The organism is Streptomyces sp. NPDC058246, from assembly GCF_042881985.1.
In the GTDB taxonomy this organism is placed as follows: domain Bacteria; phylum Actinomycetota; class Actinomycetes; order Streptomycetales; family Streptomycetaceae; genus Streptomyces.
This window is the reverse complement of record NZ_JBHVWZ010000005.1, coordinates 318,051-331,284: the sequence shown is the minus strand read 5'-3', so window position 1 is coordinate 331,284 and position 13,234 is coordinate 318,051. Positions and strand designations below refer to the sequence as shown.

Annotated in this window: 10 protein-coding genes; 7 read left to right on the top strand and 3 right to left on the bottom strand. The window is 69.1% G+C overall.

Going from position 1 to position 13,234, the window contains the following annotated elements:
• Nucleotides 1-250 precede the first annotated feature (250 nt).
• Entirely contained in the window at nucleotides 251-1,027 is a 777-nt protein-coding gene (gene lexA, locus ACFVXA_RS10525; protein ID WP_189188217.1) for a transcriptional repressor LexA, read from the bottom strand.
• A gap of 519 nt (nucleotides 1,028-1,546) precedes the next feature.
• Here lexA and nrdR point away from each other — a divergent pair.
• Entirely contained in the window at nucleotides 1,547-2,110 is a 564-nt protein-coding gene (nrdR, locus tag ACFVXA_RS10520; protein ID WP_362017035.1) for a transcriptional regulator NrdR, read from the top strand.
• A gap of 150 nt (nucleotides 2,111-2,260) precedes the next feature.
• Complete coding sequence (locus ACFVXA_RS10515) at nucleotides 2,261-5,155, top strand: vitamin B12-dependent ribonucleotide reductase (RefSeq protein ID WP_362017038.1); 2,895 nt, start codon at nucleotides 2,261-2,263, stop codon at nucleotides 5,153-5,155.
• Between the two features lie 390 nt (nucleotides 5,156-5,545).
• Here ACFVXA_RS10515 and ACFVXA_RS10510 read toward each other — a convergent pair whose 3' ends face one another.
• The gene (locus tag ACFVXA_RS10510; protein ID WP_362017040.1) at nucleotides 5,546-6,079 is read right to left on the bottom strand and encodes a TerD family protein; all 534 of its coding nucleotides are present in this window, start codon (nucleotides 6,077-6,079) and stop codon (nucleotides 5,546-5,548) included.
• A 155-nt stretch (nucleotides 6,080-6,234) separates the two neighbouring features.
• On the opposite strand from ACFVXA_RS10510, the gene ACFVXA_RS10505 reads away from it, so the two are divergent.
• The 4 genes from ACFVXA_RS10505 (at nucleotide 6,235) to ACFVXA_RS10490 (ending at nucleotide 10,707) form a co-directional block, all read left to right on the top strand.
• A complete protein-coding gene (locus ACFVXA_RS10505) occupies nucleotides 6,235-6,840 on the top strand; it encodes a DUF4937 domain-containing protein (protein WP_362017042.1) in 606 nt (201 codons plus the stop codon).
• Between the two features lie 227 nt (nucleotides 6,841-7,067).
• Nucleotides 7,068-7,727, top strand: a complete 660-nt coding sequence (locus tag ACFVXA_RS10500) for a histidine phosphatase family protein (RefSeq protein ID WP_383740366.1) — start codon at nucleotides 7,068-7,070, stop codon at nucleotides 7,725-7,727.
• Nucleotides 7,728-7,739: 12 nt separating this feature from the next.
• Nucleotides 7,740-8,669, top strand: a complete 930-nt coding sequence (locus ACFVXA_RS10495; protein ID WP_390024614.1) for an ADP-ribosylglycohydrolase family protein — start codon at nucleotides 7,740-7,742, stop codon at nucleotides 8,667-8,669.
• 565 nt (nucleotides 8,670-9,234) lie between these two features.
• On the top strand, nucleotides 9,235-10,707 hold the full coding sequence (locus ACFVXA_RS10490) for a DUF4153 domain-containing protein (protein ID WP_390024656.1): 1,473 nt from the start codon (nucleotides 9,235-9,237) through the stop codon (nucleotides 10,705-10,707).
• Between the two features lie 126 nt (nucleotides 10,708-10,833).
• Here ACFVXA_RS10490 and ACFVXA_RS10485 read toward each other — a convergent pair whose 3' ends face one another.
• On the bottom strand, nucleotides 10,834-12,390 hold the full coding sequence (locus tag ACFVXA_RS10485) for an MFS transporter (RefSeq protein ID WP_383740357.1): 1,557 nt from the start codon (nucleotides 12,388-12,390) through the stop codon (nucleotides 10,834-10,836).
• A gap of 174 nt (nucleotides 12,391-12,564) precedes the next feature.
• On the opposite strand from ACFVXA_RS10485, the gene ACFVXA_RS10480 reads away from it, so the two are divergent.
• On the top strand, nucleotides 12,565-13,188 hold the full coding sequence (locus ACFVXA_RS10480; RefSeq protein ID WP_390024612.1) for a TetR/AcrR family transcriptional regulator: 624 nt from the start codon (nucleotides 12,565-12,567) through the stop codon (nucleotides 13,186-13,188).
• The last annotated feature ends 46 nt before the right edge of the window (nucleotides 13,189-13,234 follow it).

Here is a 13,234-nt window from a genome sequence, read left to right as displayed (position 1 = left end):
GGCGTGCCCCCCGGACAGAAACGTCTGCCCCTCAAGGCCCCCGGACGGAAACGTCTACCCCTCAAGGCCCCCGGACAGAAACGCCTAACTCTCAAAGCCCCCGGTCAGAAACGCCTAACCCTCAAAGCCCCCGGCCAGAAACGCACCCCCCAAGGCCCTCGGCCAGAAAAACGCAGGGCCCCGGAACCGGCGCAGGTGGTTCCGGGGCCCGGTCAGGGGCGGGGCGGAGCGTCCCGCCCTTCGCAGGTGGTTACACCCGCCGCAGCACTGCCACGACCTTGCCGAGGATGGTCGCCTCGTCGCCAGGGATCGGCTGGTACGCGGAGTTGTGCGGCAGCAGCCACACGTGCCCGTCCTCGCGCTTGAAGCGCTTCACCGTGGCCTCGCCGTCGAGCATGGCGGCCACGATGTCGCCGTTCTCCGCGACCGGCTGGCGGCGGACCGTCACCCAGTCCCCGTCGCAGATGGCGGCCTCGATCATCGAGTCACCGACGACCTTCAGGACGAACAGCTCGCCGTCACCGACCAGCTGGCGCGGGAGGGGGAAGACGTCCTCGACGGACTCCTCGGCGAGGATCGGGCCACCGGCGGCGATCCGGCCGACGAGCGGTACATACGACGCGGCCGGCTTGCCCGCTGTGTCCGTGGGCTGCACCGACGACTGGTCGGACCCCCGGACCTCGTACGCGCGCGGGCGGTGCGGGTCGCGGCGCAGGAAGCCCTTGCGCTCCAGTGCCATCAGCTGATGCGCGACCGAGGAGGTGCTGGAAAGGCCGACCGCCTGTCCGATCTCCCGCATCGACGGCGGGTAGCCGCGCCGTTGCACAGAGTCCCTGATGACCTCGATCACCCGGCGCTGCCTGTCCGTGAGTCCGGAGCTGTCCGCCCGGATGCCTGGAGGTCGGCCCGGCAGGGAGCGCTTGGGTCCCTCATGGTTCACGGCTTCGTTCATCGCATGCACCGGCTCGAGTCGGCCCTGGGAGCGGTCCTGGGCAGTGATGGTGGCACTGTCTGCGGTGGTGGTCACGTCGGCCCCTCTCGATGGTCTCCCTGCTGGACAACGGTAGTTGCTTTCGAAAGGTTGCGCCAAACACACGTTCGAGTGAAAAAACGCGGATTACCTGACGCGATCATGTGTCGAGGTGTATGGCTTGCGCAGCAGTCGGCGGACAAAAGGACCCATTGTTGTACTCTTCACCGCCGGGGCGATGACCCTGCCGGCAGATGTGTGCCGCGGCCCAGTCTGCCATCCAGTACCCCGTCAACCGGGTACCGGCCCCCCTATCTGCACGGCCACCACGGTATCTCCGCGTGTCCGGGATCGGTATGGCCGTGCGGCACATGCCAATACGTGTGCGACACGCGCGTGGTGGGCCCATTTGCGCGCCGATCCCCACATCTAGTGGTTGGATTGCAAGAGCAGCCCAAGTGTTGTGGTCCCCCGGGTCTTCGAGCCTCCGGCCATCGCCTATGCTTGGGGCTGCTTCGAGGGGCCCGAGAGGTCTCACGAGGTCTATGAGTCGTGCTGTGAAGGAGGGTTGGAGCCATGCACTGCCCCTTCTGCAGGCACCCCGACAGCCGTGTCGTCGACAGTCGTACGACCGATGACGGCACGTCGATCCGCAGGCGCCGCCAGTGCCCCGACTGCTCCCGTCGTTTCACGACCGTGGAGACGTGCTCGCTGATGGTCGTCAAGCGCTCCGGCGTGACCGAGCCCTTCAGCCGTACCAAGGTCATCAACGGCGTGCGCAAGGCATGTCAGGGGCGGCCCGTCACCGAGGACGCACTCGCCCAGCTCGGCCAGCGGGTCGAAGAGGCGGTGCGTGCCACCGGAAGTGCCGAACTGACCACCCACGACGTGGGGCTGGCCATACTCGGCCCATTGCAGGAACTCGACCTCGTCGCCTATCTGCGGTTCGCGTCCGTCTATCGGGCGTTCGACTCGCTCGAGGACTTCGAGGCCGCCATCGCGGAACTCAGGGAAGAGACGAGGCGGCGCCCCGCTGCGGATGGGGCGGACGACGAAGACGCCCCCGCGGAGCGCCCGGAAAGCGACCGCGGGTCCGGAGGGACTGTCCAGGTCCCCGTGCCCGCCAGCGCCGCCGACTGACGGGAAGGCCGACTCGGGTCGGCTCGTCGGCGGCGACCACAGACCTGCTGCGGGCGGCCGCGTATGCGGCGCGCGCAGCACCAGACACACACCGTGCCACGGGAAGAACGGGGCACTTCAGGGCGTTTTAGCCTGATACAGGGAGGCGGCATGACAGAGACGGCGAGCGGTCCGGCACGAGGTTCCCGCGCCAAGGGCACCAAGGCCAGCAAGGGGCTGCGCATCGAGCGCATCCACACCACCCCCGGCGTGCACCCGTACGACGAGGTGGAGTGGGCACGCCGTGACGTCGTCATGACCAACTGGCGCGACGGCTCGGTCAACTTCGAGCAGCGTGGCGTCGAGTTCCCCGCCGAGTGGGCGGTGAACGCGGTCAACATCGTCACCAGCAAGTACTTCCGCGGTGCCGTGGGCACCCCGCAGCGCGAGGTGAGCCTCAAGCAGCTCATCGACCGCATCGTGAAGACGTACCGGAAGGCCGGCGAGGACTACAAGTACTTCGCCTCGCCCGCCGACGCCGAGATCTTCGAGCACGAGCTGGCGTACGCCCTCCTGCACCAGATCTTCAGCTTCAACAGCCCCGTCTGGTTCAACGTCGGGACGCCCCAGCCCCAGCAGGTCTCCGCCTGCTTCATCCTGTCCGTCGACGACTCCATGGAGTCGATCCTCGACTGGTACAAGGAAGAGGGCATGATCTTCAAGGGCGGCTCCGGTGCCGGCCTGAACCTCTCCCGCATCCGCTCCTCCAAGGAGCTCCTCTCCTCGGGCGGCAACGCCTCGGGTCCCGTCTCCTTCATGCGCGGCGCCGACGCCTCCGCGGGAACGATCAAGTCGGGCGGCGCCACCCGCCGCGCGGCCAAGATGGTCATCCTCGACGTCGACCACCCCGACATCGAGGACTTCATCGAGACCAAGGTCAAGGAGGAGGAGAAGATCCGCGCCCTGCGTGACGCGGGCTTCGACATGGACCTGGGCGGCGACGACATCACGTCCGTCCAGTACCAGAACGCCAACAACTCCGTCCGCGTGAACGACACGTTCATGAAGGCCGTCGAGTCGGGCGGCAAGTTCGGCCTGACGTCCCGCATGACCGGCGAGGTCATCGAGGAGGTCGACGCCAAGGCGCTCTTCCGCAAGATGGCCGAGGCGGCCTGGGCCTGCGCCGACCCGGGCATCCAGTACGACGACACGATCAACCACTGGCACACGTGCCCGGAGTCCGGCCGCATCAACGGCTCGAACCCGTGCAGCGAGTACATGCACCTGGACAACACGTCCTGCAACCTCGCCTCGCTGAACCTGATGAAGTTCCTGAAGGACGACGGCAAGGGCCACCAGTCCTTCCAGGTCGAGCGCTTCGCCAAGGTCGTCGAGCTGGTCATCACCGCGATGGACATCTCGATCTGCTTCGCGGACTTCCCGACCCAGAAGATCGGCGAGAACACCCGCGCCTTCCGTCAGCTGGGCATCGGTTACGCCAACCTCGGCGCCCTACTGATGGCGACCGGGCACGCGTACGACTCCGATGGCGGCCGCGCCCTCGCCGGTGCGATCACCTCGCTGATGACCGGCACCTCGTACAAGCGGTCCGCCGAGCTCGCCGCGGTGGTCGGCCCGTACGACGGCTACGCCCGCAACGCGCAGCCGCACCAGCGCGTCATGAAGCAGCACTCCGACGCCAACGCCGTGGCCGTCCGCGTCGACGACCTGGACACGCCGATCTGGGCCGCCGCCACGGAGGCCTGGCAGGACGTCCTGCACCTCGGCGAGAAGAACGGCTTCCGCAACGCGCAGGCCTCGGTCATCGCGCCCACCGGCACCATCGGTCTCGCGATGTCCTGCGACACCACCGGTCTTGAGCCCGACCTCGCGCTGGTCAAGTTCAAGAAGCTGGTCGGCGGCGGCTCGATGCAGATCGTGAACGGCACCGTGCCGCAGGCCCTGCGCCGCCTGGGCTACCAGGAGGAGCAGATCGAGGCGGTCGTCGCCCACATCGCCGAGAACGGCAATGTCGTCGACGCCCCCGGCCTCAGGCACGAGCACTACGAGGTCTTCGACTGCGCCATGGGCGAGCGCTCCATCTCCGCGATGGGCCACGTCCGCATGATGGCCGCGATCCAGCCCTGGATCTCCGGCGCGCTCTCCAAGACGGTCAACCTGCCGGAGACGGCGACCGTCGAGGACGTCGAAGAGGTCTACTTCGAGGCGTGGAAGATGGGCGTCAAGGCGCTCGCGATCTACCGCGACAACTGCAAGGTCGGCCAGCCCCTCTCCGCGAAGACCAAGGAGAAGGAGAAGACCGAGGTCACCGCCAAGGCCGAGGAGACCATCCGTACCGCGGTCGAGAAGGTCGTCGAGTACCGCCCGGTCCGCAAGCGCCTCCCCAAGGGCCGGCCCGGCATCACCACCTCCTTCACGGTGGGCGGCGCCGAGGGCTACATGACCGCCAACTCCTACCCGGACGACGGTCTCGGCGAGGTCTTCCTGAAGATGTCGAAGCAGGGCTCGACCCTCGCGGGCATGATGGACGCCTTCTCGATCGCCGTCTCGGTGGGTCTGCAGTACGGCGTGCCCCTGGAGACGTACGTCTCGAAGTTCACGAACATGCGCTTCGAGCCGGCCGGAATGACGGACGACCCGGATGTGCGGATGGCGCAGTCGATCGTCGACTACATCTTCCGTCGCCTGGCGCTGGACTTCCTGCCCTTCGAGACCCGCTCCGCGCTCGGCATCCACTCCGCCGAGGAGCGTCAGCGTCACCTGGAGACGGGCTCCTACGAGCCCGCCGACGACGAGGTCGACGTCGAGGGTCTGGCCCAGTCCGCGCCCCGCGCGCAGGAACTGAAGGCCGTCGCCACCCCCAAGGCCGAGGTCGAGGCGGTGGTGCCCGCCCCGAAGCAGGTGCACACCAGTGCCGAACTGGTGGAGATGCAACTGGGCATCCAGGCCGACGCCCCGCTGTGCTTCTCCTGCGGTACGAAGATGCAGCGAGCCGGTTCCTGCTACATCTGCGAGGGGTGCGGATCGACCAGCGGCTGCAGCTGATCCTGGTCGCCCGCTGGGCGTGAACTAGCTGGTGAGGGCGGTGGAGCCGGTACGTCGGCTGCACCGCCCTCGGCGTTGCGGAACGCGCTCCGGCGACGTCCGTAGCGGCCATTTCCGGAAGCCCGGGATATTTCTGTTTCCCCCACTAGCCGACCACCGGTTTGGCTTCCCCGGCGCGCATCGCGACTCCTTCGAGGTCGTCATATGGCGCCAGGACGACGTGCCACCCGATGACGCGGCGCTGCTCCGCGTCTCGAGCAGGGGCTGCCGACGGTCCCCGGCTGGACGGCCGGCTGATGACGGCCTCTCCCCACGTGGGCTCGCGGGCCGCCGAGGAGATCGGTTGGTCGAGAGCCGCGGAAGGGCGCGCGTCAGAGGTGAGTGACCTGCTCAGGACTCCTGGTGGCTTCCCATGACCCTGGCGAAGTGCACCGGGTCCGTGTCGTAACCGTGGATGCCCGGGTGGAAAGTCCACTCTCCGGAGTCGTCGCGGACGAACTCACCGATGGTGGCGGCCGTGGACCCGAGAACCTCGCCGAAGTCGTCCTCCGCCAGGACGGTGTAGCCCTCACGCATGCGAAAGGCGGGGTTGCGCACGCCTGCGAACGTCTTGTGTCCCGCGCGCTGTTGGATGAGAACGCCGACCACCACGCGCGCGTAGCGGCTGTCCAGGCGGTCGAGTTCCAGCGTCATGACCTCGTCCCAGCCGAAGCCCTTGCCGTCCTTGCTGTCCCGGTTCAGATAGATGGTTCCGTCGGGCGAGCGACTGTCGAAGTGCACTACGTAGGCAGGGCTTTCGTGCGGGGTCGACGCCAGAAAGGTCGCCGCGATGATGTCGAGATCGGTCGCGGGCTGACCGACGGGACTCGGATCCCACTTCACCGCCAGCTCGACCTTGCGGATGCCCTTGTTGAGACCGTTCACCGGATCTCCCCTCCCCGTTCCCCAAGTGTTGCCTGGCCCAACTACCCTGCGGTCAGGGCCGATTCTCCATCGTGCCACGTGCGCCGGGGCGCTCGCGCGGGTGTACTCCGCCGGAGCGTGACCGGCGCCACGCTCGGTGGCCTTACGATGGCGCGGTGCTGGTCAAGTGGATTCGCTGCACCGTGGTGGACCGCCGCGGTTTCGAACGCGGGCAGCGAAAGTGGGCGGGGCTTCTGGGGGAGCCGGGTTTCCGGGGACAGGGCGGGGGATGGAGCCGGGGGCGGTCCGGCGTCGCGCACATCTTCGCCTTCTGGGAAAGCCGCGCCTTCTACGACTCCTTCATGGCCCGCTCCCACGACCGGCTCGCTGCCGCGCAGTCGGGCACCTTCAAGGACTCCCAGGTCAAACTGTTCGATCACCGATTCGACGTGAAGACCGGATTCGAACCGCGCTTCACGGACGCCGACCTGGTGCGGGTGGCCCACTGCCGGATCCACGAGGAACGGACCGAGCACTTCGCGCTGATGCAGGAGAAGGTCTGGAACCCCGCGATGGCGGGCTCGCCGGGCATGCTGCGGGGCCTGTTCGGCGAGGGACCCGGCCACGAGTTCCTGATCCTTTCCATGTGGCAGTCGGCCGCCGAGCACGGCAAGTACCGCGCCGAGCGGGTGGAACGGCTCGCGCTGCGCGCCCAGATCGAGGCCGACGTCGCGGCCCTCGCCGGCGACATCGTGGAACTGGAGCCCAGCTGGACGGTCTGAGGGGGCAGCCGGGGGTGGTCTCAGGGGCTGGACGGTCCGGGGGAGTGGACGGTCCCAGGGGCTCGACGGTCCCAGGGACCAGTGGGTACCGAGCGACCAGTGAAGCCTTTTTCGGGCGGTCTCAGGGGCCATCTGTCGTGGTCCCCGTGTGCGGGAGCTGTGTGACCTACGCCGTATGAGGCCCGTACGAGTGCTCGATCGGGCGCGACACGATCTAGGGTCGTGGCATGGCACGACCGCGGCGCATCGTCCTTGTCCGGCACGGCGAGTCGGTGGGCAATGCCGATGACACCGTGTACGAACGCGAGCCCGACCACGGTCTGGCGCTGACCGAGAAGGGGTGGCAGCAGGCGGAGGACACCGGCAAACAGTTGCGGGACCTCTTCGGACGGGAGCGCGTAAGCGTTTACGTGTCCCCCTACCGCCGTACGCACGAGACGTTCCGCGCCTTCCACCTCGACCCCGAACTCGTACGGGTGCGCGAGGAGCCGCGGCTGCGCGAGCAGGACTGGGGCAACTGGCAGGACCGCGACGACGTACGCCTCCAGAAGGCATACCGGGACGCTTACGGGCACTTCTTCTACCGCTTCGCGCAGGGCGAGTCCGGCGCCGACGTGTACGACCGGGTCGGCGGTTTCCTGGAGAGCCTGTACCGCAGCTTCGAGGCCCCCGACCACCCGCCGAACGTGCTCCTGGTGACCCATGGCCTGGCCATGCGGCTGTTCTGCATGCGCTGGTTCCACTGGACGGTCGCGGAATTCGAGTCCCTGTCGAATCCGGGGAACGGGGAGACACGGATGCTCGTTCTGGGGGAGGACGGCAGGTACACCCTTGACCGGCCGTTTGACCAATGGCGTGATCCGGAATCGTACGGAGTCACCGGATAGAGTGGCAGGGCGATGACCGCTGACTCCTCTCCCGACGGGCGCCTGGACCGCGCCCTGGCCAGCCTGCGCGGACTCGCGGTGGGAGACGCGCTGGGCTCACAGTTCTTCGTGCCCGCGAACTACCCGCTGCTCAAGCGCCGTGAGCTGCCGTCCGGTCCCTGGCAGTGGACCGACGACACCGAAATGGCCTGCTCCGTAGTGGCCGTTTTGGCCGCGCACCGCCGCATCGACCAGGACGAACTGGCCCGATCCTTCGCCGAGCACCACGATTTCGACCGGGGCTATGGCCCCGCGGTCAACAGACTGCTCCGGCTGATCCGGGAGGGTGGCGACTGGCGCGAGCTGGCGTCCGCCCTCTTCAAGGGCCAGGGTTCCTGGGGCAACGGCGCCGCGATGCGGATCGCCCCCCTGGGCGCCTGGTACGCGGACGACCCGGAGCAGGCGACCCACCAGGCGGAGATCTCCGCGTACCCCACGCACCAGCACCGCGAGGCCGTGGTCGGCGCCATGGCCGTCGCCGCGGCCGCGGCGCTGGCCGCCGACCCGGCGGGACCGCCGAGCGCCGAGGCGCTGCTCGACGGCGTCGTCGCGCTCGTGCCGCGCAGCGCCGTCGGCGCGGGTCTGCGGCGCGCCCGGGACATGCTGGACTACGGCGACGCCGCGACCGTGGCAGCCGTACTGGGCTGCGGACGGCGTACGTCGGCACACGACACCGTCCCGTTCGCCCTCTGGTCGGCTGCCCGGGCCCTCGGCGACTACGAAGAAGCCTTCTGGGTCACCGCCCAGGCCGGCGGCGACGTGGACACCACCTGCGCCATCGTGGGCGGCGTCGTCGCCTCCGGGAAGGCGGGGGCGCCACCGGGAGTGTGGGCGGAGCGGACGGAGGGGCTGCCGGAGTGGGTGCCGGGTCCCGCGTACGGCCGTACGGTGAGTGGCGCCTAGGCTTCGTACGGTCTGATGGGTGTGTACGGCTCGATGGGCGTGTACGGCTCGGCCAAGACCGAGGCCGACCCCGGGCCGAGACCGGTGCCGTACGGTCTGACACGGGTGCACGGGTGCACGGGTGCACGGGTGCACGGGTGCAGGGGGCGTAGGGCGCGCGCCGCCGTGACCCCGGGGCCGAATTGACTGGCATGCCACTGTCACAGGCTTGCTACAGCCCTGCCGCCCCTCTCCGAGCCGTGTTGCCCGTGGATACCCTGTCCGCCACGCCGCCTGTTGATCATGACGGGCGTTCGCCGACGAGACACCGGCAGCAGCCTTCCGCCGCAGTGGCGTGACGTGGGCTGCCCAGAGGCCGGCTGGGAGGGGTCCCGTGTCCGACATAGCGTCCACGCCCGAGCCGAGAGGCCAGGAGCCGGGGGAAGCGGAGGAGCCGGCGGAGCCGGGGGAGCCGCGGGTGGCAGAGAAGCCGGGGGAAGTGGGGGAGCCGGCGGAGCCGGGGGAGCCGCGGGTGGCAGAGAAGCCAGGGGAAGCGGGGGTGGCGGAGGACGGCAGGGAGTCATGGCTGGCCGGCCTTCAGGTCAGGTCGCCGGCACCGGTGCGTACGGCCACGCTGTGGGCCGTGCTCGCCACCGGCCTGCTGAGCATGCTGCTCCTGGGTGACGGTCTGGCGCTCAATCTCCTGCTGGTCGCGATCCCGGCCGCGCTCGCCGCGTACTTCGCCGGGCGGGCCGCGGGACGACGCACGCGCGCGTGGACGCTTGTGTGGGGTGTCGGCGGCCTCGGTCTGCTGATCGTGCCCGCCCTGCGCGACGCGGACTGGCCCTCGTTCCTCGCCGTCGTCACGGCGATCGCGCTGGGCTCACTCGCCCTGCACGGCGGCCGCACCTGGCCCGCGGTCCTGCTCGGCCCCATCGGTGTCTTCAACTCCCTGGTCACCGGCCCCGCCTGGGGCTGGCGAGGACTGCGGGAACGGTTCGGCGGCGCCCGCCGGAGCGTGGGGGCGGGGTTGCGCGCGCTCGCGGTCAGCGCGGTCCTGCTGCTGGTCTTCGGGGCGCTGTTCGCGGGGGCCGACGCCGCCTTCGCCGACCTGCTCGGCGATCTGGTGCCGGACGCTTCGGTCTCCGGAGGCCCTTGGCACGCCGTGCTCCTGGTGTTCGGCCTGGTCGGAGCGCTCGCAGCGGCTCATACGGCCGCGGCGCCGGTCCAGTGGGACGGGGTCGAGGTGCCCGAGGGCCGCCCTCGTGGCCGTTTCGAGTGGGCGCTGCCGCTGATCGTGCTCGCCGTCCTCTTCGCGGCCTTCAACGCCGTCCAGCTCGCCGTGCTGTTCGGCGGATACGACGCCGTACTGAAGAACACCGGTCAGACCTACGCGCAATACGCGCGGCAGGGCTTCTGGCAGCTGCTCCTCGTGACCCTGCTGACCCTGCTCGTCATCGTCTTCGCGCTGCGTTGGGCACCACGCGACGACGCGGGCGACCGGAAGCTGGTGCGGGGTGTGCTGGGAACTCTGTGCGGTCTTGCGCTCGTTGTCGTCGCATCGGCTGTGCGACGTATGGACATGTATGTGGAGGCTTATGGACTGACGCGGCTGAGGGTCTCGGTGGTGGCCGTGGAGCTCTGGCTGGGCCTGGTCATCGTGCTCATCATGGCGGCCGGCGTCTGGGGCGCGCGTTGGCTGCCGCGAGCCGTCGCGGCCAGTGCGGCGGCCGGTGTGCTCGCGTTCGGGCTGCTGTCGCCCGACGGTCTGATCGCCGAGCGCAACGTCCAGCGGTACGAGGACACGGGCAAGTTCGACCTCGACTACGCGCGCGACCTGTCCGCCGACGCCGTACCCGCCCTCGACAGGCTGAAGGAGCCGCTGCGTTCCTGCGCGCTGCGGCCCATCGCGTACGACCTGGAAGCGGCTGACGCACCCTGGTACGCCACCAGTTGGGGCGAGGCGCGGGCCCGGGACATCCTCCACGACCGGCCTCCGGCGAAGGACCCGGACTGGAGTGCGTGCAGCCGGGTGGCGGACGACCTCATGTATCGCTGAGCGCCGGTTTCCCGGGGTACTGGCACCCCTTCTGAGGGGCGCCCTCGGTGTCGTACCGCGGGTGGCCGGACCGGCGTCGGTAGCCCGACGACGAGGACGCCGGTCCGGCCGTCCGCAGCGCCGCCGTCAGCCCGCGGCAGGGCCTGCCGTGCCGGCGAGGGCGTCCAGGTCGCTCCTGCGGACCCGGATCACCAGTGCGGCGGTGATCAGGGCCAGCACGGCCATCGCGGCCGCCGGTATGAAGGCGGTCGAAATGCCCTCGGCGAGCACCTGGTGACCCCAAGGAGCCGGCAGTTGGTGGGTCTTGGCGAACTCCGCCTTCTGCTCGGGGGAGGCGCCCGTCAGGAACTTCGGCATCTGCTTCTCCGCCTCGTCACGGCTGGCCGAGCCGAAGACCGTGGTGAGGATGGAGAGGCCGAGCGAACCGCCGACCTGCTGCGTGACGTTGAGCAGTCCCGAGGCCGCGCCCGCCTCGTGCTGGGCGACACCCGAGACCGCGGTGACCGTCAGTGTCACGAAGTTCAGGCCCATGCCGAAGCCGAACAGCAGCATCGGGCCGAGCACCCCGCCGACGTACGAGTTGTCAGGGCTGATGAAGGTCAGCCAGCCGAGTCCGATCGCGACGAGAGTCGAACCGACGACCATGAACGGCTTGGGGCCGAGCACCGGCAGGAACCGCTGCGACAGACCCGCACCGATCGCGATCGCGACCGTCACCGGAAGGAAGGCCACGCCCGCCGAGATCGGGCTGTACCCGAGCACGTTCTGCACGAAGAGCACGATGTAGAAGAACATGCCGAACATCGCCGCGGCCAGGCTCAGCATGATCACGTACGTGCCCGAGCGGTTGCGGTCGGCGAACATCCTCAGAGGTGTGATGGGCTCCTTGGCCCGCCTCTCGGTGATCCCGAAGGCCGCCAGCAGCACCACGGCCGCGCCGAACGACCCGATCGTGAGGCTGTCCCGCCAGCCCTCCTCCGCGGCACGGATGAAGCCGTACACCAGGGACGCCATTCCGGCCGTCGAGGTGAGCGCACCCGCGAAGTCGAAGCGTCCGGGATGGCGTTCGGACTCGTTGATGTACATCGGCGCGAGTACGGCGATCAGGACACCGATGGGTACGTTGACGAAGAGCACCCACCGCCAGTCGAGCCACTCCGTGAGCATGCCGCCCGCGAGCAGACCGATCGCGCCACCGCCGGCCGAGACCGTGGCGAAGACGGCGAAGGCCCGGTTCCGCTCCGGGCCTTCCGGGAAGGTGGTGGTGATGAGCGCCAGCGATGTGGGCGACGCGATCGCGCCACCGACGCCCTGGAGGGCCCGGGCGGCCAGCAACTGCCACGGTTCCTGGGCGAGTCCGCCGAGCAGCGAGGCGAAGGTGAACAGCAGGATGCCGGCCATGAAGACCCGGCGCCGGCCGAGGATGTCACCGGCCCGGGCGCCGAGCAGCAGCAGGCCACCGAAGGTGAGGGTGTACGCGCTGACCACCCACGTCAGGTCGGTCGTGCTGAACTTGAGCGCGTCTTGAATGTGCGGGAGCGCGATGTTCACAATCGTCGCGTCGAGTACCACCATGAGTTGGCAGGCCGCGATGACGGCGAGCGCGATGCCGGGGTGCCCCTCCCGGCGGGCCGCTCCCGACTTTGGACGCTCTGGATCCTGAATCAACTGAGAGGTTGTCACTATGGGTCCCCCACAAGTGCGTTAGTGAACGCTCGCGTTCACTGCCGCGTCAACGGTAGTGAGTCCCCAACAGTGAACGCAAGCGTTCACTGAATTCGCTGCCCCTGATGTCACACTCTTTCGCTCGCCCCTCCCCGGAAGACCCCGCTCCCCTTGCGCAACGGAGACACTCAGATGGCTACTTCGCGTTGGACGGCCGCCCCCGCTCGGACGGCCTCCTCGCGCCGACGCGGTGCCGTACTCGAGCGCGCGATCCTGGACGCCGCGCTGGAGCAGCTCGGCACGGTCGGCTGGAACGGCCTCACGATGGAGGGCGTGGCCGCGCGCGCCCAGACCGGCAAGGCCGCGGTCTATCGTCGCTGGCCGTCCAAGGAGGACCTTGTCGCGGACGCGCTCCAGGCCGGGCTGCCGAGCCTGACGGAGGCACCCGACCTGGGCGACGTCCGCGAGGACCTGCTCGAACTGTGCCGGCGAGTGCGCGAGACGATGTTCTCGCAGCCCGGATTCGCGCTGCGCTCCGTCCTTCACGAATGCGATGTCTCCCAGGCCGAGCTCTTCAACCGGGTGATCGTCGAAGGGGTCGTCGAGCCGACCATGCGCCTGCTTCGCGAGGTCATCCACCGCGGTATCGGGCGGGGAGAAGTGCGCCCCGACGCCGCGAACAGTTACGTCTTCGACGTCATCCCGGCGATGCTGATGTACCGCACCAAGGTGTGCGCGAGCGAATGGAGCGAGCGGGATCTGGAGGAGATGATCGACCAGCTGATGGTCCCGCTGCTGCGCCGCCGGGCCGCCTGACCGACTCCGGCGCGGATGCCCGGATCGCCCGGGGAACCTGGGTGTC